Source organism: Nitratireductor lacus (genome assembly GCF_056431025.1).
Genome location: NZ_JBWKMB010000013.1, coordinates 128,738 through 148,834, shown reverse-complemented (window position 1 = coordinate 148,834; position 20,097 = coordinate 128,738). Strand labels below are relative to the sequence as shown.

General features: G+C 55.5%; 19 protein-coding genes. 2 read left to right on the top strand and 17 right to left on the bottom strand.

Annotated elements, in window-relative coordinates:
- The first annotated feature begins 102 nt into the window (after positions 1-102).
- The gene (locus AC07E3_RS12995) at positions 103-2,760 is read left to right on the top strand and encodes a hypothetical protein (RefSeq protein ID WP_478362395.1); all 2,658 of its coding nucleotides are present in this window, start codon (positions 103-105) and stop codon (positions 2,758-2,760) included.
- A gap of 6 nt (positions 2,761-2,766) precedes the next feature.
- Here the strand turns inward: AC07E3_RS12995 and AC07E3_RS12990 are convergent, their stop codons facing one another.
- From AC07E3_RS12990 to AC07E3_RS12910, 17 genes are all read right to left on the bottom strand, one after another.
- On the bottom strand, positions 2,767-3,996 hold the full coding sequence (locus AC07E3_RS12990; protein WP_478362393.1) for a glycosyltransferase: 1,230 nt from the start codon (positions 3,994-3,996) through the stop codon (positions 2,767-2,769).
- Between the two features lie 193 nt (positions 3,997-4,189).
- On the bottom strand, positions 4,190-4,369 hold the full coding sequence (locus AC07E3_RS12985; RefSeq protein WP_478362391.1) for a hypothetical protein: 180 nt from the start codon (positions 4,367-4,369) through the stop codon (positions 4,190-4,192).
- Between the two features lie 21 nt (positions 4,370-4,390).
- On the bottom strand, positions 4,391-5,443 hold the full coding sequence (locus AC07E3_RS12980; protein ID WP_478362389.1) for a hypothetical protein: 1,053 nt from the start codon (positions 5,441-5,443) through the stop codon (positions 4,391-4,393).
- Positions 5,443-6,171: an SDR family NAD(P)-dependent oxidoreductase gene (locus AC07E3_RS12975; protein ID WP_478362387.1), complete on the bottom strand. Its 729-nt coding sequence runs from the start codon at positions 6,169-6,171 to the stop codon at positions 5,443-5,445. Before AC07E3_RS12975 ends, AC07E3_RS12980 begins: the two co-directional genes overlap by 1 nt.
- Positions 6,164-7,534 (bottom strand): ANL family adenylate-forming protein, encoded by a 1,371-nt coding sequence (locus AC07E3_RS12970; RefSeq protein WP_478362385.1) that lies wholly within the window; start codon positions 7,532-7,534, stop codon positions 6,164-6,166. Before AC07E3_RS12970 ends, AC07E3_RS12975 begins: the two co-directional genes overlap by 8 nt.
- Positions 7,531-7,797, bottom strand: coding sequence for an acyl carrier protein (locus AC07E3_RS12965; protein ID WP_143038450.1), 267 nt, complete (start codon positions 7,795-7,797; stop codon positions 7,531-7,533). Before AC07E3_RS12965 ends, AC07E3_RS12970 begins: the two co-directional genes overlap by 4 nt.
- A gap of 44 nt (positions 7,798-7,841) precedes the next feature.
- A complete protein-coding gene (locus AC07E3_RS12960; RefSeq protein WP_478362404.1) occupies positions 7,842-8,615 on the bottom strand; it encodes an SDR family oxidoreductase in 774 nt (257 codons plus the stop codon).
- A 1-nt stretch (position 8,616) separates the two neighbouring features.
- Positions 8,617-9,312 carry an acylneuraminate cytidylyltransferase family protein gene (locus tag AC07E3_RS12955; RefSeq protein ID WP_478362382.1) on the bottom strand — a complete coding sequence of 232 codons (696 nt, stop codon included), beginning with the start codon at positions 9,310-9,312 and terminating at the stop codon, positions 8,617-8,619.
- Complete coding sequence (locus AC07E3_RS12950; RefSeq protein WP_478362380.1) at positions 9,309-10,292, bottom strand: Gfo/Idh/MocA family protein; 984 nt, start codon at positions 10,290-10,292, stop codon at positions 9,309-9,311. Before AC07E3_RS12950 ends, AC07E3_RS12955 begins: the two co-directional genes overlap by 4 nt.
- Entirely contained in the window at positions 10,289-10,933 is a 645-nt protein-coding gene (locus tag AC07E3_RS12945) for a NeuD/PglB/VioB family sugar acetyltransferase (RefSeq protein ID WP_478362378.1), read from the bottom strand. The genes AC07E3_RS12950 and AC07E3_RS12945 overlap by 4 nt, the downstream gene beginning before the upstream one ends.
- Positions 10,926-11,951, bottom strand: coding sequence for an N-acetylneuraminate synthase (gene neuB / locus AC07E3_RS12940; protein WP_478362375.1), 1,026 nt, complete (start codon positions 11,949-11,951; stop codon positions 10,926-10,928). Before neuB ends, AC07E3_RS12945 begins: the two co-directional genes overlap by 8 nt.
- Positions 11,952-11,963: 12 nt before the next feature.
- Entirely contained in the window at positions 11,964-13,196 is a 1,233-nt protein-coding gene (locus AC07E3_RS12935) for a polysaccharide biosynthesis protein (RefSeq protein WP_478362373.1), read from the bottom strand.
- 11 nt (positions 13,197-13,207) lie between these two features.
- Positions 13,208-14,278: a nucleotidyltransferase family protein gene (locus AC07E3_RS12930; RefSeq protein WP_478362371.1), complete on the bottom strand. Its 1,071-nt coding sequence runs from the start codon at positions 14,276-14,278 to the stop codon at positions 13,208-13,210.
- Positions 14,278-15,507: a UDP-N-acetylglucosamine 2-epimerase gene (gene neuC / locus AC07E3_RS12925; protein WP_478362369.1), complete on the bottom strand. Its 1,230-nt coding sequence runs from the start codon at positions 15,505-15,507 to the stop codon at positions 14,278-14,280. Before neuC ends, AC07E3_RS12930 begins: the two co-directional genes overlap by 1 nt.
- The gene (locus tag AC07E3_RS12920; RefSeq protein WP_478362367.1) at positions 15,497-16,666 is read right to left on the bottom strand and encodes an aminotransferase class I/II-fold pyridoxal phosphate-dependent enzyme; all 1,170 of its coding nucleotides are present in this window, start codon (positions 16,664-16,666) and stop codon (positions 15,497-15,499) included. Before AC07E3_RS12920 ends, neuC begins: the two co-directional genes overlap by 11 nt.
- A 177-nt stretch (positions 16,667-16,843) precedes the next feature.
- Positions 16,844-17,545: an ABC transporter ATP-binding protein gene (locus tag AC07E3_RS12915; protein ID WP_478362365.1), complete on the bottom strand. Its 702-nt coding sequence runs from the start codon at positions 17,543-17,545 to the stop codon at positions 16,844-16,846.
- Complete coding sequence (locus tag AC07E3_RS12910) at positions 17,545-18,447, bottom strand: ABC transporter permease (RefSeq protein WP_478362363.1); 903 nt, start codon at positions 18,445-18,447, stop codon at positions 17,545-17,547. The genes AC07E3_RS12915 and AC07E3_RS12910 overlap by 1 nt, the downstream gene beginning before the upstream one ends.
- 461 nt (positions 18,448-18,908) lie before the next feature.
- On the opposite strand from AC07E3_RS12910, the gene AC07E3_RS12905 reads away from it, so the two are divergent.
- Positions 18,909-20,096 carry a glycosyltransferase gene (locus AC07E3_RS12905; protein WP_478362361.1) on the top strand — a complete coding sequence of 396 codons (1,188 nt, stop codon included), beginning with the start codon at positions 18,909-18,911 and terminating at the stop codon, positions 20,094-20,096.
- The last annotated feature ends 1 nt before the right edge of the window (position 20,097 follow it).

Sequence of the window (20,097 nt, the reverse complement as noted above, 5' to 3'; positions counted from 1 at the left end):
CGCCGCAGCAAAATCGCAAAGCCCCGCACTCAGTGTAACCCGGCAGGAATCCACTTAAATTCCGCGGGGCGCTGTCCAAACAACCGGAGCCAGCTCTCCCATATGAAATTGGTTGAGTTGTGGAGGCGGGCGCTGCTCGAACTTCGCGCCGTCATTCTCCTGAAACATGTTTCTCACCAAGCAAACCTGTTCAAATTACTGAAAGCACGAGTCTTAACCGGCACTGCAAAAGCTCGACGCCGTGCAATGACGGCTCAGGTTCGGCTGGTAGAAATGCTGTTTGGCCCCAGTGCCGCTGCGGATTTTTTCTGGCGCTCCCCGACCACGCGTAAGCTTTGGGGCGACGTCGAATTGCGGGCGAGCCGATTGGCCAAACGATCTCAGGATGCAGTCGACCATTTTACACGGCTGGGTTTTATGAAAACTCAGGACCCTATGGTCCTCATCTGTCTTGCCCGCAATGTGCATTGTAGGGCCGGGCTTGCTCAATGTCTCAGAACTGCGGACCTTTCCGAGGGCAGTCGCCTGGACCAGACGATCCGCCGGAGCATGAGCTATGCGGCCGCGTTTGTCGGCGCTGCAGGGCTGTTGCTTGATGACGCATCAGCGAAGCGAATTGCTGACCTGGTTTTGGACAAACACGTTCGCCTGGATCTGCGATTTCACCAGATCATCGATAGTTTGGGCAGCCACCTGACAGTCCCTCCAACCGACTCCTCTTTGCGCGGCCTGCTGGAAAGCGGAATGCGAAAGCCTTGCAAGCACAGGCTGATCATAGCTGACGAACTCAGTGACCGGCCTGCCATTGCGCAACTCTTTACGGGTGCCGAAAAGATCACCGTGATTGGGCTGCGCGACACGTTTGGCAAAACGGACTTTCAGGAATACACCGATTATGCGGGCGATGCCGAAATCACGGTCGAACACATCCGCTCACGTATCACCCGTTTCTCAAGACCCTATCTGGATCTGCATGAGGCAACCCGCATTGCAGCAGAGCGGATTACCGACGGGTTGCTGGAAGAGAATGGCTTGCTCGATGAGCACAACCGCGCGTCGGTCGAGTTGGAGATCGCCGATTATCTCTTCTTCGGCAATCTCCGGACAGAAGCGGTGCGAACACTTCTTGAATCCGAGGAGTTCGATCACATTGTCGTTGCCTGTCAAGCAAAGAGCTCCAACGGCATGTTTCTCCAGAACCTTTCCGCGGTCGACCCACTGCTCAAGGATCCACGGGTCGAATTCATTTCCATCGCACGCAGCCTGCACGTGAGGACGACCTTCACGAGCAATCTGGAGGCAATGTTACAGCCACCCCGCGAGATGCCAACCGCAATGCTCTGGGGACCATCACCGTCAAAGTTCATTGCAGATTCCGATGCCCGTGCATCAGTGGCTGCACGGCGGGCTTCTGGGTTCCCAAAGTCCGGGACCAAGCGCATCCTGATAGTGACCGCAAACAACCCGGCCTATAACACGGCCACCGCAGACTACGCTGTCACTTTGGCCGAAAAATACGACGTCACGATCGGCCTAGCCGGAAGAGACGCTCGGCCGATCCTCTCAGCCATCACGGCTAGCGGGAAGGAAGCGCCGAATGTTAATGTCGTGCTTCTTCCAAACGTAGACCGGCAGTTGCCTCAATTGAACGAGCATTTGAGGCGCCACTTGCTATCCCTTTCTGCAGAACTGGGAAATCCCACGCTTACACACTTCATTCGTGTCAATGCGCGTCAAACTGCAGAGCAGGTTATCGCCCCCGCCCTGCTCCAGCACAAGGTTTTCGATGCCTGGTTCTCCCGGCTCTCCGCGGACGAGGAACTGCCCGACCTGATCGTTCTGGCGCCGCCGCGCAATCCTCGGGTTGCAGCGTTTGCGAGACTTGCCCGCAGGCACGGTATTCCGAGCCTCTCGCTTGAGGCACATGGCTTGAACGGCAATTACTGCCGCTACATCAACATCGATACAGATTTCTATGGTGTCATTTCCGGTTACTTCAAGAAAACTGCGGAGAGGGGTTTCAACATCCCACTGGAGCGAACCTTGGTCGTGGGTTCGCCAAGGATCAAGGCGCCTGAAGATCACGACCTTGCGAGCGAGCGTGCTGCTGCGCGCGAGCTACTCAGAGACACTTTCGATATAGACTGTTCTGCATACAAATCGTGTATCAGTTTCTTCTGCCAACCATCCAGTTGGGCGCATGTGAAACTGGTTTGGAGCAACATCCTGAATGCCTGTGCAGAGCTGGACGTACTTATTCTACTGAAACCTCACCCGGAGGAGACACCCAGCAGGGTCGCCGCATATCTCAGGCTCGCCAGGGAATTCGGCATGACCGAGCGTGTCATTGTGGTTGAAACCGATCCCAAGACTGCAATTGTTGCTTCCGACATGATGCTGACGGGTTACAGCACTGCCGCAATTGAAGCCGCCGTTCTCGGCGTTCCGGTAACCTGTGTCACAGACGGTGATGCAGACTACCCTGTCGATCAGCACGAAATTGTAAACTGCCGGCTTGTCCGCTCATCAGAAGCGTTGCGCTCAATTATCATGGAACTTGCAGAGAACCCACGGGCCTATGCCGCCCGCTCTCAGTGTTTTCTCGCGAATGAGCCTCAATTTGTGGAAGGTCCGGCTCGCAATCTCAAATCCCTGGTAGCCCACATTCTTTCGCTGCCACCTGAAGAGGCGCTTAGGGAAGAGAAAACTCTGAGCCGCTCTCTTTTTCCAAAGGGTCCACATCAAACTTTTTCGATTTAAGCAGGATCAGCCAGCCAACCCGACACCTCCAGCGGTGACATCTCGAATGGCGCGCTCCCATCGATCGTGGATAGCATCGGTGCCGTAGCGCTCGATAACAGTGGTTGCGCGAACGGCCATGTCTTCGCGCCGGGCGTCATCCTGCATCAGGTTTGAGAGTGCCTCGGAGAACATATTCTCAGGTTCACCAGCGGATGCGACCAGTATCCCGTTTCGCCCCGGCTCGATAAGCGTGTTGACGCCAGGACAATCCTCGAACCCAATTGCCGGGACCCCGTGGGCCAGCGCTTCCGATACCGCCAGGCCAAATCCCTCGAACTCGGCGGGGTGGCAGAGGATCATCGCCTGATCGTATTCGCGGGCCATGTCGGAGACCACTCCGGGCATCTCCACATTCATCAAGCCCAAGTCGTCAATTATTTTCTGCAGACGGATACGCTCGGGCCCATCCCCCAGTATTCGCAAGGTCCAGCCATCGGTTCGGGAACCAAGACGCGCCCAGGCGCGAACGAGGATATCAAATCTCTTGATCTTTGTCAGACGGCCAACACCCAACACCGTTCGTCCGCGTTTCACATCGGCGCTGGATACTGAAGCAAGACGTCGCACGGGATTTGGCATGATTGCCACACGCTTTTTTAACTCGTCTGGAAACCAGTCTCGGAACTCGGGTAGCAGAACCAGAATGCGATCGACCATAGAGAGCGCAACCACGCATTTTTCCCGGAACAATGGATTGGCATCCCAACGCCCGTTCGGGCCGAAATCTTGCGCCGGCACGTTGTGCGTCGAAGCGATGACGGGGGTTCCCGTTTCGGCGGCCGCATAGGCACAGGCTGTGATCGCCGGCGGCATGAAGGGGATGAGTACGCTGGGTCTCTCCCGCCGAATGTGCTGTTTGAGGCAGCGTATAAAAAAACCATGGGTCAGTCCCCATTTGACCTGGGCGATCGGAAACCGATGAGGCATCATCTTCACAATTTGCTCGAGATTGAAGGAAGACACCATCATCTCGCCTTCATCCGGACCTCGCGCGATACCCCGCCGCGCAAATGGAAAGAGATTGATCACCGGTATTTCGCCTGTATTGAAACCCGGTTTACCCTTCCGCGCCTCGAATGTGAGTATCCGGACATCAAAACCGCGTTTGCGCATGGCTACAGCGGTTTCAACCAGGATACGCTCGGCGCCACCGGTTAGCCCAGTTAACTTCTGAATGACGAAATGTACCTTCATGACAACGGACCAGAAGCAACAACACCGTTCAAATCAAGCCATTCTGGCCGCTCAGGAAAAGCTATCCCACCAATCTCAGCTCGAACTTTTTCAGAATCTGAGTATTGACCAAAGCACACCAATTTGCGGCAATGTACATTACATCGTAGCAATAACTCCGGAGTGGAGAATACCGGAGCAGCAGGCTTATCTCTCAGAAGCAGCGCACACACCGCCCCTCAACTTCATCGATGAAGCTGCGTACCCTTGGGTGAAGGTCCTCATTGGGTTCAACGATGGCGATCTCGGCAGACCCGACGTCCTGCATAGGTGCAAGCACCTGAAGATGCCTAAAGCCGATATTGCCGCAAGCGCAAAGGAGAATTTTGTGCATGATTGTCTCCCCGGGGATACTTCAGTTAGGCCTGTCCTGGTCACTATCAGCACGATACAGCCGCAGCGGGCCAAAATCAGACTGGAAGGAGCGGTAAGCCAGATGAATGTCGATGTTGCGCGCTTCGAAAGGTGAAAAATAGTTCGGTAGGATCAGTCCAGCATATTGCTCCGGTCCGATAAAACGGCCTCTGGCGAGAACCTCTCCCGGCGTCCCGACCTGCATTATATCAATATACTCCGCATTCGCCTTGACCAGTTCGGCACGCAGGAGCTGGGTCGAATCCGACAACCAGTTCGTATCCCCTATGATATCGACCACACGTAGTATTCGCGACCCGTTGCATTCGACCGTACGCCACACGACCAGCGCCACAGGCTCGCCGTTGTGTTCGACAGCGCGTAGAGCGTAATCGTACCATGGATGTTCGATGTACCTGGACACCACGTAGGCCCACGATTTTCTCGGTCTCTGCGAACTAGCAATTCTATCAACCGCCCTCATCACATTTTCACATTGCGCGCGGTCGATGCACTTGAGAGCAAGTGATGTAGGCGTTTCATCCGAAAGGGCGAAGGCGGCATCGGGCACGTTGGCCGCAACCGCGCATTTTCCCTTGAACTCTGGATTGAACAGTGCCCAGTGACCAAGCTGATCCAGCGTGTAGCCGAGCGCACGATAGATCGGCTTGACCATATCAGAGATGCCGATAGCGCCAATCACCTTCGGCTTCAATTGGGCCTGTATCAGCTTCAGGAGGCGCAGCCCGAGGCCCGGGGGCGCAATATCATCACGCACCTTCCAAAGTGCAAGAAGGATGCCATCGTCACCCAAGGCTGGATCGAAGCGGCCGAGTGGAATAAACCCCAGAACGCCGAGGATCGTCTTGGCGCCATCCTCGTTTTCCTGCTCGGCCAGAACCATGTTCAGGCGTCCGTCTTTCTGGGCGTATTGCCAGGAGAACACTTTTGAATCGCGCACAAAAATGTGTTTCTCGGACCAATGGTCTCGAATGAAATCTATGAGCGCCGGGGTGTCCTGCAGGCCGGCAATGCGAACCGATAGTCTTGGCACTATGCTGTACTTCCGCCGTCGATTTTTACGATAGAGCCGGTCATCATCGCTGCCTCTGCAGAAAGAAGGAAGGCAGCGGCGCCTGCGACATCTTCCGGACGCGGCAACCCGAGAGGAGCCCGCCTCCTGACGGATGCAAGTTTCTCCCCCTCGAGCCCGGCAGTCATATCGGTTTCCATGTAGCCGGGTGCAATGCAGTTGACCGTGATCTTGGCTCGCCCGAGTTCGCGCGACAAAGAACGCGTAAATCCTTCGAGCCCCGCCTTTGAAGCCGCATAGACTGCGAGTCCATTGAACCCTGTCGACGCTATGATGGACGAGACATTGATTATGCGCCCCTCTCTCCGCGTCAGCATCGAACGACAAGCATACTTCGTCATGAGGATCGCAGCCTCCAGATTGACCGTCAGTACACGCGATATCTCCGTGGCGTGCTGCGTTGCTAAAACACCGTCCAGCCCGATGCCTGCATTGTTTATCAGCCCGTAGAGTGGACCGAACTCACGCGTAATTCCGTTGACCAGTGCCTGGATACCATCTGGGTGTTCCAGGTCATAGGGCCTGAATACGATCTTGTCGCCGACCTTCTCAGCCAGCGTAGAAAACTCGTCGGATTCCCTGCGTCCAATACAGATCAACCGGTAGTCTTCGCCGCACAGCCGATTAACGATAGAAAGGCCAAGGCCACGCGTCGCGCCGGTAACGATAACATTCTTCAAATCAGGCATTCCTTCGCAACTTGCCAGCAGTGTTGGTGTCGAAATTCTCCACAAAGCGCAAACTGGCGGGGATCATGTGCCGCTCCAGATAGTCCTTCAAGTGAGCCAGAATGCTCGCTCGGAGTTCGGCTTGTGAAGGCGCACCCGGACCGGGTACGACATCTGCTGCCACCAGCGCTCCCATGATCGGGTTGGCTTTCGCATAGACACGAGCGAGCAACACATCGGGGTGTGAGAGAAGAGCTCGCTCAACCTCTTCCGGATGAACTTTGTCCCCACCGATGTTGATAACGCCGCTCTCACGTCCACGAAAATGGACACGATCACCGTCCGCTTCCACAAGATCACCGGTGTCGACCCAACCCTGTCTGGAAAGAACCCCCTGGCCTCCCAAATAGTGTGCGCCCACATGTTCATTTCGCACCCAAAGCCTACCCTCATCAATGCGCAAACCGATTCCAGAAGGGGGAGAGGACAGATAGGAAACTGGAAACCCCTCACGTTTGTCGGATACGGAAAAGCCCACGCCTGCCTCTGTGGAGGCGAATACATGAGTGATGCGCGCCTCAGGAAAGGCGCGGCTAAGGCTGGTCAGGATAGCGGTGTCGGCAATCTCTCCGCCCAGGGTAATTTGCCGGAGAGGCAGGGAAGCCCCTGCTGGCGACATCAGAATTTTGCGCATCATTGTGGGAGTCGCGCTAAGATGCGTACATCCTTCGTTGACGAGAAATGCCAGTTTATCATCAAGGGGCGCTTCAAACGGAGGCACCGCCAGACAGGCTCCGCCGAGAAGGCTCTGCAAAACCACCTGCAGCCCTGCAAACCGCGAAAAGTCATAAATCATTCCCCAGACCAGTTCCTTCCCCCGATCTAGGTCACGCTTGGTCGACCGCGTCAGCCCAGCAAAGCTGTGCTGCACCATCTTTGGCTTTCCTGTGGTGCCGGATGTGGTAACGACCCAACCCGTCCCGCCATTCTGCAATCCGCTTCCGCTCCGCTTGCGAGCAACTGCACGAGCAGCATCCTTTGGAGAGAGCGACAAGAGATCAGCCGGCAGGCCAGCATTGAAGACGTTCGCTGTCTCGCTGGAAATCACCACGTGTGGCTGTGCCAACTCGATCAACGGCAACACGGCCTCTGCAGGCTGCCATGCAGAGGTGAGCGCCACGACCTCCGCCACTCCGTCGCAGGCTGCAAGCGTTGTTACGGCGTCAAGTAGACGATCCGTGCACACAACCACCCTCGCCGCAGCAAAATCCCCGGCCAGTTCTTCGGCCGCGCTGCACAGTTCCCCAAAACTCACGCGCGTAGAAGGCGTTGCTATCGCGCAACGCTCGGCAGGCACCCGGCTCAGATGGCCCAAAAAGGTCATTGTGGACGGTTGGCCTTATAAAAACTAAGGAACTCGCCGAAGGTGCGGGGATAATATGCTTCTGTGGCCAGGCTGAAAGGATCATAACCCAGGTCTTCTTCAAGCCGGGTTACCAGGATAGCGAATCCCAGGCTATCGAGCCCTGTTTCCAACAGCACGCTGTTGCTGTCTAAATCAGGTGCTTCGGCACCTTCGTTCTGCGTGGTGTACACTTCTGCGAACAGGGTACGAATGGTCTGTTCGAGCTGTGGATCTGTCTGCATCACGGGTTCCTGATTTTCCTGTCTATCTGTGGGTGAAAATTGAGCTACCATGTGGTCAAGCCTCCGTCGACCACAATGTTCTGACCGGTCATATAGCTGGCACGCTCCGATACCAAGAATTCAACAGCATCCGCGATTTCGTGCGGCTCTGCCATGCGCCCGAGCATGGTGCGGGCGCTGTATTTCTCGACAAACGCATCGTTCTGCCCGCTAAATACCCCGCCGGGCGTCACGGCATTTACACGAATCCCTTTTTCACCCCAATAGGATGCGAGGTACTTCGTCAGCCCCCAAAGTCCGGCCTTGGATGCAGAGTAGATTGCGGGGGTATTGATGGCCCGCCCCTCATAGAGGGCTCCGTCATATATGCGCTGATCAGGCGCAACGACGCCGTAGATCGATAGAATATTTACGATGCAGCCGCCTCCAGCTTCGACCATTTCTGGTCCGAATTCCTGCGCGCAAAGCATCGGCGCTGTCAGATTGACAGCCATCACCTCGTTCCAGTCTTCGAGAGGAAAAGTCTCGAATGGTTCAAAGAAATTTCTGCTCTTGCTGGCTGCGTTGCAAATCAGGGCCCTAACTTGGCCGAAATCGCTTCCTATCGTTGTGTGCAAGTGCGCAAGAGCGCCTTGATCCGTGATGTCACACGCATAGGCTCGTGCCTGTCCAGGAGCCACGGCCAGACCGGCGGCCGACTTGGCCAGCTCGCTGTCGCGGTCCACAACCGCCACGGTGGCACCTGCGGCGGTAAGACGTGCTACCATTGCCCTCCCTAGTATCCCCCCACCGCCGGTCAGGACAATCACTCCCGCCATATCACTCACTGCCGCCTCCCTGCTTCCTCATCAAGAGTTCAACCAACTCGAAATCGATCTCGCTATCGATGTCGATCGAGCGCTCCCGTGGCATTTCATGAAGCCACGTCCGACCGTTCCAAAGCCCCAACGCCAGTGTTGCGCGATGCCAAACATAAATCGAAGCGTTCATGGAAAAGACTTGTGGAGCCTGTTGGCGTGCTGTCACGCCCCCTGGCAGTCCTTTGACAAGCCCAACGAAGCCATCGTCCCTGAACTCAACCATGTTGAAATAGGGATTCTTGTCTGACGGATAGGCGGTGATGACGACGTCGACGTCATCATTGAGCGCCGCCATGGCGGCTTCGATATCAGCAACATGCCTGAGTGGTGACGTGGGATCCAGATCCACGATGCGCGTCACCTCGACACCAGTCTTCTCAACCGCCTCCACCAGATGTTCAATCACTGGCAACTTGGCAGCTGAGGACGTCGCCAGTTCGGGCGGACGCAGGAACGGCACGGTTGCGCCACACCGCTCAGCAATATCAGCAATCTCCCGATCATCCGTGGAAACGTAGACCGCACCGATTCCGGGACACGACAATGCCTGCTCGATGGTATACGCAATGAGCGGTTTGCCCATAAGCTCACGAATGTTCTTGCGAGGCACTCCGACGGAACCACCCCGTGCGCAAATCGTACATATGGTCGTCACCGCTGCCCCCCCTTCTCCCGCACCTGGATTGCGAGACGCGTACTCTCGATTCCATCCTCAAGGGTCTGCAGGGGTTCCTGCCAATCTCCCTCGACGGCACGTAACGTTCGCTCAAGCATAGCAATATAACTCTTGGCTATGTCGAAGCCATTTGGCGCATGTTCCAGCGATCGGCGCCCATCCGGCTCGACCAGGTCGAGAGCGCCATCGATATTCCAGTTCAGCCCAGCTCGATCACCCACAATCTCATAGTGCCGCAGACGCTGGCGGGACACGTAGTCAAGAGCAATCTGTATGACAGGCGCGCTTCCATTCTGTGGTGAAAAAACCATCATTGCGGTGTCATGAGACGAAATTTCGAGGTCACTGAACTTTCCGCAGCGGGCAAATTCAAGGTTCAGCTCGCCGAAAATCCATCTAGCCAAGTCGATTTCGTGTACAAGATCGAGCTCTACGCCTCCCCCCTGGTCGGGGTCGGCAGAATAGCTCTGCCGGTAGTTCTGGGAAGGGCGCCAGTCGGGTAACCACTGTCCGGCAGTGAACGACGCACGAACAACGTTCCCCAATATGCCTCTGTGTACCTGCTCCCGAAGCGCCACCAGAGAGGAAACATGTCGAAAATTAAAGGCCGAAACACGAACCGCCGCTGGAGCAGCCGCCAATTCGTCGATCAGTGAATCGCAATCGCCGAGACTGGAAACAATTGGCTTTTCCACCAGAAGATTGAAGCCACGCCGGATCAATTCGGGCAGCAGATCTATATGGTTAGCCGACGGAGTTGCCAGCACAACCAAGTCGAACGACTCGTCAATCACGTCCTCAAGCCGGGTGACAACGCTCGCTCCCAGGCGATCTGCCAATACATCGGGTCTTTGCTTATGCCGCAAAATGGTGAAGTCAGCCTCAGGATACAGCGCGGCCAGATTTACAAGATGCCGTCGCCCAATGGACCCAAGACCCACGATGAGAAAGCGCTTCACAAGCGTTCACTCCGAACGCGCGCCGGCACCCCGAGCGCGGTCGTTCCGTCACCGATATTCGAGACCACAACAGCTCCGGCACCAATGATCACACCGTCTCCCAGAGTAACGCCCTGTCGCAGTGCCGACCGGAGACCAATCAGACATGACGTTCCGACAGTAACTCTACCGGCTATGCTTGCCCCCGTCGCGACATGCGTGCCTTGCCCGATCCAGCTGTGGTGATCCACGATGGCGCCGGTATTTACAATTGCGTACGCGCCTATCGTTACCCCTACACAGATGATTGCACCGGCTGCTACGAACGCCCCCACCCCAATGTCGGCCGCCTCAGAAACGATTGCTTTCGGGTGAACTACTCTCATTACATCAGCGCCCCGCAATCGATGAAGCAATCTTTCTCGCCTGCTCTGCCCCTCTGCGTCAACGAAGCCAATACCAAGGGCAAAACGCACACCCTCGGAAATCAGATTCGGAATTCTCTCATCGGTCCCAAGATAGGAACCTAGAAGTTCCGAATCTCCAGGCTCGGGTGCAATGTGACCTGCAGCTGGCGTACCACTTTCAATCAGCGCTTCGGCAACCACACAAGCATGGCCGCCGCCGCCCAGGATTACAATTCTCGGGGCCGGGTCAGCCATGAAAATGCTCAGTGGTAAAGGGGGTGTCAGCCTCAATGTCTCTGGCCAGACGAGATCCGACGACCAAATCGATATACCGGGGCTGCATGCCTGTTCCAGGCCGTTTGACGGCTATGTCCTGGGCGCTCACAATCGTACCTGCAGCCAGCGTGCGAACGGCCACTAGAGATCGCCTTGCTACCAGCGCCGTGCGTTTCTCTGCAGCCGTCGGCGCCTTGATACTGGTGCCAATTGCGGCTTCAATAGCCCGAATCCCCCTGACGAATTCCCCGAATTCTCGGGGCTCCATTGAAGCGCGGTGATCCGGTCCTGGGAGATTGACATCAAGGGTGATGTGCTTCTCGATAATTGCCGCCCCGCGTGCGACTGCTGCCCACGAGATTGCAGCTCCCTCTGTATGATCGGACCACCCCACCTGGACCGCAAAGGCGTTGCGCATCGTTTCGATCGCCGCCAGATTGCAGTCTTCGGCAGCTGCTGGATAGTTCGAGACGCAGTGCAGTAGGGAAACCTGACGATTTCCGGTGGAATAAATAGCCGCCAGAGCTTCTTCCACCTCCCCCAGATTTCCCATACCCGTGGATAGGATTATTGGCAGTCCCTTAGCAGCGATGTGGCGCAGAAGATCAAGATGGGTGAGATCACCAGAACTAATCTTGTATGCGTTGACACCAACGCGCTCCAGAAGGTCTGCAGCATTCTCGCTGAATGGGGTTGAAAGCAGCTCGATTCCGGCGCTCTCACAATACTTCCTAAGAGCGACGAAATCCTCCTCGGAAAGCTCAAGTGACTTGAGCATGTCGTACTGACTTGAACCACTCTTTGTGTTGGAAATCTGGTAATCAGCCTTGCTGGCGGAGCGCGTGACCAAATCTTCAGCTGTGAAGGTCTGAAACTTGACGGCATCGGCTTGGGCCTTCGCCGCGCAGTCAATCAACTGGCGAGCAAGATCCAGCGAACCATTATGATTCACTCCGATCTCGGCAATGATATAACATCCTTTCCCGGTTGAACGCATGCTGGTCCCCTCTCAGATTCGCTGATCCAGCGATTTGCTGCTGGTAACATGGCTTTCTGCAAAACTGCTTTCGACAGATGCGATGGCAGCCTTCAACCAATCAATGGTCACAGGCCTGCCGTCGCCGCCTCCCGCCATGATGGTGCGCAGTTCGTGAAGCAGTTGCGAAAACGTCCGCGGCTCTTCCAGCGGCAGATACGGGACACGGTTCAATGCTGCAAACCGGGTAGACAGACATTCTTCGTTGGCCGCCACGAACTCCTCGTATGGCTTCTCGCCGGCTGTATCGAGCGGTGTAAGAAGAACCGGCCACTTCCCCTCCGCCGCGAGCGTCTCCACCCGCGCCACAGCTTCGGCTTCATCGCGGGTAAAATGCGCTCTCATTCCCTGTGCCTCGAGAAACTTCTGCGCCACATCCTGAAGCAATACCAGATGCTGCTCCGGATCAAGGCCGGGCACAAAAAGACTGCTCTGCTCACCCAGGAGACCGGCCAATGTACACAGCTGGCCGGATTCCCCAAGGCTGACAAAGAAACGACGGCATCCTTCGGGGCATGCCATCGGCTGTCGCGCCTCCAGACGTAGTTTCCAAGACTGCAGCAACGAACCATTTGACATCGCGACATTCGCGAAGCGGGCCGACGTTATCTCCATGCCTGTAGGCCACTCAAGAGCTGAAGAGAACAGCGCATGCTCCATCAAACGCTTGGTAGCTCCCATCATTGACGACGGATTGGCTGCCTTGTCCGTGGAGACACAAAAAAGCCGTTTCGTACCTCTCCGCCCGGAAAGCTGCCGCGCAAGCCGCTCTAATTTCAGGACATTTGTATCCAGCATTGCCAGAATACTGTAGGGGTCTTTTTCAGACCGCACATGCTTCAACGCGGCAAAATTCAGAACATAATCGTAATTCTGCTCCTGCGCGCCGAGCCATAACCTGAATGGATCGCCACCATAGTCAAATGGCAGAGTGAGAAAATCGTCTACCCGTAGCGGCTGGTTCGACGAGCGCAGAGCACGCACGACTTCCGCAAGCCCGTTTTCGTTGTGATCCACCACATGTAATGCAGCCGGTCTAAACGAAGCGATCACTTTGAGTGTCTCAAACCCAATCGAGCCGGCAGCACCGATAAAAAGTATTCGAGCACCAGAAATCTTTTCCGACAGCTCAATCTGATTTGCGACGATGTCCTCAGCAAAAAAGCTGACGGAGCGGCCCACAATGCCTTCTTCGAGTGAGGTCAAGGACAAGCCTATCAAGCTTCTTTCCCTTCATAGATATTTCGAGCACGGGTCAATTCGCTCATCGTGCCGATGTCTATCCACCGTCCTGAATGCGTGTATGTCCCAACACGCATTCCGCGTTCTTGAAGGTCGTGAAACAACATCGGAAGATCGTAGAAAATGTTCCGCGGGACGACAGACAGGACCGATTTTGACAGCATGTAGATACCGGCGTTGATCTTAAAGCTCATCGTCGGTTTTTCCTTTGCCCCGACAAAATTCTTCGACGGATCCACTTCTACGACACCGTAAGGGACTACATAATGATGATCGCGAACAACCATGGTCGCATCCCAGGTATTTTCCCGATGCTGCGACTGCAGCGCGTTGACGTCAATGTCGTTGAGGATATCACCATTCAGGCAGATAAAGGGATCGGACAAGGTGTCTACATCGATTAACCCCAGCGCACCGCCAGTGCCCATACGCATGGTCTCGTGCGTATAATCGATTGTTACATTCAGGTCCGAACCATCGCCATAGTGATCGACAATCATGTCCGCAAGATAGTTCACCGATAGAATGAAGCGGGTGATACCCTGGTCGCGCAGATGCTCAATAATATGGCTGAGAATAGGCTTCCCCGCTATCGGCAGAAGAGGCTTCGGTGTTTTCTCAGTAAGTGGAGCGAGCCGCGTCCCCAATCCGCCCGTCATTATAACAGCTGTAAGCTCCTGCGGGCTCGATGTCGGCCAGAGGACATGAAACGCTTCCAGTTTTCCATCACGCACGCGGGGTGCGTGCTCAATGCCCCGCCGCAGCATGAAGGAACGCACCTGACCAGTTGAAACTTCATCATCCAACAGCACAGGAGAGTGATTCATGGCCACTTTGACAGGAGCAGTTAGATCTCCTTCCGCGGCGAGGTAACGACGCAGATCGCCATCGGCAATGACCCCAACAAAATCATCGCTGCTATCTCTCAATATCGGAACCAGGCGCAGCCCCGCACGATTCATGATCCCCATGACCTCACGCAGGGTATGACTTTCGCGCGCGCACAAGTTTTCCAGATCGCGCCCGAGATACGTAGCTAGTCTCATTAGAACTCCACTGCTGTCCCCGTGAACGAACTCTCCAGATGCGCAAACGGCTTGGGTTTGCACAGCCGGTCCCACCGCAGTTTACGTATGGTCTCCACGATTCGCTCTGCAGCGCGACCATCGCCATATGGGTTGATCATATGCTTGCAGTCTTTTCGCACAGTGTCGGTGGTTACCCGACGGACAGCTTCCAGAATGCCCGATCTTGTACGATCGCAATGCAAGACATTCTTGCCGTGAAAGCGTCCCTTCTGCCTTTCTCCAATGTCTACGACAGGTAGGCCAAAGCTTGCGGCCTCGATGATTCCGCTCGACGAGTTGCCGATCATAAATCCAGCATGCTCCATCGCCGTGTAGAACCACTTCGAGCCGAAATTTCGGACAACATGGTGATTGTCATTACTTTTTGCTGCAGCTTCGATTACCTCGACAATCTCCTCACTTCCTGGATCTGCATTAGGGTAGGTGTAGATTGTCGGTCGTCCAGTTTCGACCAAAGCGGCAACCATAGCTTCCGCCATGAGGCGGTTCGATCCTGGCGCCCGCGTCTCCGGATGCAGTGTGGCAATTGCATACCCTGGTCCGAATTCTACGCCCAGATCAAAATGTCTGGCAAAATCCGCATAGGTGTTTGGCCGATGAGAGGATATGCCATCTAGACCAAGTGCTCCCACAGTGAAGATACGGTCCGTAGGCTCCCCCATCTGATGGATGCGTCGCGCAAACTCTGGAATATCGCAAAAATGGAGCGCGGCCATCTTGGTAAGGCAGTGCCGGAATACATCATCAATGGCACCTTCAGTAACACTTCCACCGCTGATATGGGCGATCGGCAATCCGAACGGCACCAATGCTAACCCGGCAGATACTGCTTCGAACCTGTCTCCCAGAATAATGGCAAGATCAGCCCCTGGGTTCTGTGCGGCAATGAGACCGTAGCCTTCAAGCTGCTCGGCCATTGACCGCACTGTCCCCTCCGGCCCTGTGCCGTACCCAGGTGATTTCACCTCAGCCCAGATTGGCAAACCGGAAGCTCGAACATCGTCAATGGTCTTGCCCGCGCCAGGATCGTAGTGGGCTCCACCGACCCAAAAGCCAACATCGAATTCCTCGCAGGCCGCGATCCTCTCCACCAGTGGCTTCAAAATGGAGAAGTCGGAGCGTCCGACCGTCACGACAGCTATTCGCCGCCGCTTGTCCGCATCTCGTGTTCGCTCGTCAGGCATCATTGGCTTTCCAGAAAGACTCGGCGGACGATACGACAGCCGCGATCTGCTCGTCAGTAATGTGCGTGGAACACGGCAATGGGAATATTCGGAGCCAAAGATCGTCCGCAACCGGCATCCGCGTTGCAGGGGAACCCTGGTAAGGCAACTGCAGATGAATCGGTTTCCAGAACTTGCGCAGATCGATCCCAGCCTCATTCATATGTGAACGGAAAGCATCGCAGAGACCCAAGTTTGCCCCGGTATAGTAGACACCGGATAGCCACCTGATCGATCGACCGGTACTGGCAACAGGAAACGGCTCAAGGCAGCGGAAACGCTCCGCCATCGAAGCATAGACCTCGTGCACCTCACGCTTGCGTGAGAGAAATGCATCCAGGCGTTCGAGTTGAGCTACGCCAACCGCCGCCTGCATATTGGTCATGCGGTGATTGTAGGCAACGATATCGTGATCGTAATTGGCGCCGACCCGCCCAGTGGTCGTAAGATGCCGCACTCGATCAAGGTAATTGAGATCACGAGAAACGACGGCCCCGCCGCCACCCGAAGTGACAATCTTGTTGCCGTTGAAGGAATAACACAATGCATCGGCATCGGCAGATCCGAGAGGCGCATCATTGGCTGCCCGTGCGCCAAGCGCCGCTGCGGCGTCGACAACCACCTTCAGACCAAATTCGCGCGCCAGTCCCGCAACCTTCTCGAAATCAATGCTCGCTCCCATTACCATTACGGGCATGATTGCCCGCAACAGTCGGCCTGTTGCACGGTGGCGGCGACCATCTTCGGTCCAGTCTGTCTCCTTCAGGATTGCTTCGCGAACGAGTTCCAGATCAATTGTCCAGGTGCTTGGTTCCACGTCCGCGATCCAAACTTGGGCGCCCGTATGGCGTACAGCATTGGCCGTCGCAATGAAGGTCAGGGTAGGGATGATTACGAGATCGTCCTCACCTATCCCCAGCCCCTGTAACGCCATTTGCAGAGCGACTGTCCCGGACGACACCACCACGGCGCCCTCGGTTCCGCTTACATCCGCGATCGCCCGCTCGAATTTATCCACATAGGCACCAACCGACGAAACAAACGTCGAATCAATGCAATCCTGCAAATAGGCAGCCTCGTTTCCCGAAAGATTCGGCACCGCCAACGGAATCTTCATACTCATTGCCTCGATACTATTGGGTCAGGTCTATCCAAACACCGGAGTGACGAACTACATGGGTCGGATGAGCCCGTTTGGTTAGAGGGTGCCTTTATGGCGATGTTGCACGACCAGATCATGTCCGCTGCCAACCGTGCGCACAAACTCTCTTTCTTTGTGCAATCCAATTAGGGCGAATCGCTACAGATTCGTTATTTTCGCCTTACCATGGTTGAGCTCGAGAAACTTGTTGCATGTGTTTTTCAGCAATGAATGGTTGTGGCTCGCGAGGACAATTATGCTCGCTTTTTCCGCCAACGCAGCCATACGTTGGCGCGCCTTTTCCTGGAAACCCTGATCGCCCGCACCAATCCATTCGTCCATCAGGAGGATTTCTGGCTCCATACTCGTTGCTATTGAAAAGGCCAAGCGCGCAGCCATGCCCTGGCTGTAGCTCTTGAATGGCAAGTCGATGAATTCACCCAATTCACTGAATTCGATGATATCGTCCATGCGTTCTTCGATCTCGCTTATGGTCCAGCCATTTATGAGGCCACGAAGCAGGATGTTGCGACGCCCGGTAGCTTCACGGCGAAACCCCAGACTGATGTTGAACAGCGCATCTACCTGCCCCTCAACATGAACGCTCCCCGCTGTTGGCTGATAGATGCCATAAAGCACTTTGAGCAAAGTCGTTTTGCCCGCACCATTCGATCCGATAAGCCCCAGCCTGTCACCGGAACCCAATTCGAAGCTTACGCTGTCCAAGGCTGTCACATGACGCGACCGCCCATTTTTCCCAATTAACCCGCCAGTTGGTACGCGATTGTCACGCGGCGCCAAAGTCAATTTCTGACGCAGGCGGTAAGTGAGAGTGAGATTGTCTACAATGATCGATGCCATCAGATATGAAATGCTACTTGCTTACCCAGTCGACCAAGAAGCAGGAGGGCAATAGCCCACAGCACCAAGCCAATCGCAACGCAGATACCCAGTTCATACAACGGAAGCCCCCCCGACAGGATCGGTTGCCGAACAATTTCCAGGAAATAGGTGAACGGATTCCAGTAGTAGAACAAATGCCTTATTGGAGTACTTTCTTCGTATGTCCAAAAAACCGGCGTCAAAAACATACCAATACGCATAAAATTTGAGACGATGAACTGACTATCGGGGAAATACACCCCAAGAAATGCCGAAATCATAATTGCCGCCGGTGAGACTGCCAAAACCACCACAATACCCACAACGGCCCAGAGCCAGCCGAGACCAAACCCGATCCCGCTCAGAAGCAGAATTCCTACGCAACCAACCAGAGCGTAACCGGCCCGGATTGTACATTGCATAACCAAACGCAACACATAAACACTCAAAGGTAATGTAGTGCCCTTGATGAAGCTTTCTTCGCGCATAAACAGCGAAACGCTCTGTGTGATCGTTTCCATAATGTAAAACCAGACGAAGAGCCCCGTGGCAACGTAGGCACCATAATTCTCCATACCCGCCCCGCCCCGGCGGAAAACGAAGACAAAAGTACCTGCAAACGCCAGATAATTGACGAGGAGCCAAAAAGGGCCAAGCGTGGTACGGCGGTGCTGGTCCCCGATGTCTTCCCGCGCCAATTCAATCCAGACACTGCGCATCCGTATGCCGCTTCGAATGTCCTGAACTGCGTTCAGTATCGTACCCTGCATCTGCCCATCCTCAAAGCCAGTGGCTGTTAACACAGGGGCTGGTGTTTGCAAAGACGGTCCGCCGCTCAGTGTTTCGTACACGCGTGGTCCAGGCAATTCGTTCCAGACCATAACCTGACCTGCCCCTGACGCGATCCCGATGGTGCAGCGATCAGGCTCTCTGTCGGTTCTCGTCTGTGGAAATGGTCGTGAACATTCCGCATCGCGCCGACACTGGTGCGTGCCTCTTCAAACGCATTTTCACCATTCAGTCACGATTCTTGATTTTGTTCCGATCATAGGAAAATTACTCTCTTCGTCCCTTTGCATAACCCTACGGCGTATCTGCCCGGATCCCACCGCTTTGGTGAAGGTTTTGCCGCGACAACAAAGTTAGTTTATGGCACTACGACGCCGCGCAAAAGCGCTACTGCAGCTTATCGCAACCCAGTTGGAAGCAGCGCTTTGCCGCACTGCCCGGCAGGAATGACGGTGCTTCACAAGGGAGCGAATACAGGATGAAAGTTTGGATAGTTCGTGACCTAGAGCCCATCCCGACGGACCCTGACGCACCCCGTTTGTTGCGTGCCGGCATGCTGGCCACCGCACTGGCGAAAGCGGGGCATGACACGACCTGGTTCACTTCGACGTTCAATCACTATTCCAGACAGCAGCGCCCCGCCGGCGATACCGCTCCCCACCCTGGACTGACGATCAGGGCACTTGAGGCGCCGGGATACACACGGAATATCGGGGTCCGCCGCCTGCTGCACAATCACCTCTTTTCACGTGCCTTCGTGAAAGCTGCGACTGCGGCAGACCAGCGACCTGACGTTATCGTTGCCGACCTGCCGACAACGGACGCGGCAGCGGCTGCTGTCGCATTCGCCAAGGGCCACGGGATTCCTTCCGTCCTCTCGATACGCGACCTCTGGCCGGACTTCTTTCCCAGTTTTGCACCAGTGATCCTAAAGCCAATAGTCTCACTGGCCGTCACGCCATTGAACTGGCAGGCACGCTTCGCTTGTCGTTATGCAACCTCCCTAATCGGGATTTCTCCAGGTTATCTCGAATGGGGACGGCGGAAAGGTGCACGGAGCAGCAACGCGCTCGACCAGATATTCCCTTTGGGTTTCCCTCGCCCACCGCGGGTTGGCACTATTGACGACGACATGGCTCGGCTGAGCCAGCTCGGCATCCCCACAAACAAGCATATAGTGAGTTTTGTCGGCTCCTGGGGACGAACCTATGATCTGTCATTGGTCCTCAAGACGGCCAGACTGCTTGCCGACCAACGCCACGACATCGTATTTGCGCTCGCTGGAAATGCTCACGAGAGACCTGATCTGGCAAGGGCACTTGCGGCCCTGCCAAACGTGCGCCTGGTCGGCTGGTTGGGAGCTGACGACGTGGCGACACTACTGTCTCGCTCGGTTATTGGCCTGCTGCCCTACGCCAAGGATGCACCGCAGGGACTACCAAACAAAATATATGAAAATCTCGCCTATGGTGTCTTGCAGGTTGCGACCCTGGGGGAAGAGGCAAAAAACTTCTACGCGAATACCGGCGGCGGCGTTTGCGTACCACCGGACGATGCAGATGTGCTCGCTGCGACGATTACGGCCAAGCTGACGGTTGGCCAGGATATGCACCTGCGAAACCAGCGTGTCGCAATATTCAATGAGCGGTTCGAGGCTAGTGTGCTCTATGGCCGGATGATCGACCACATCGCCTCGGTCGCACAATCCAGCCCCCCCGAGACGCGTCTGCAAGGCGCTTAAC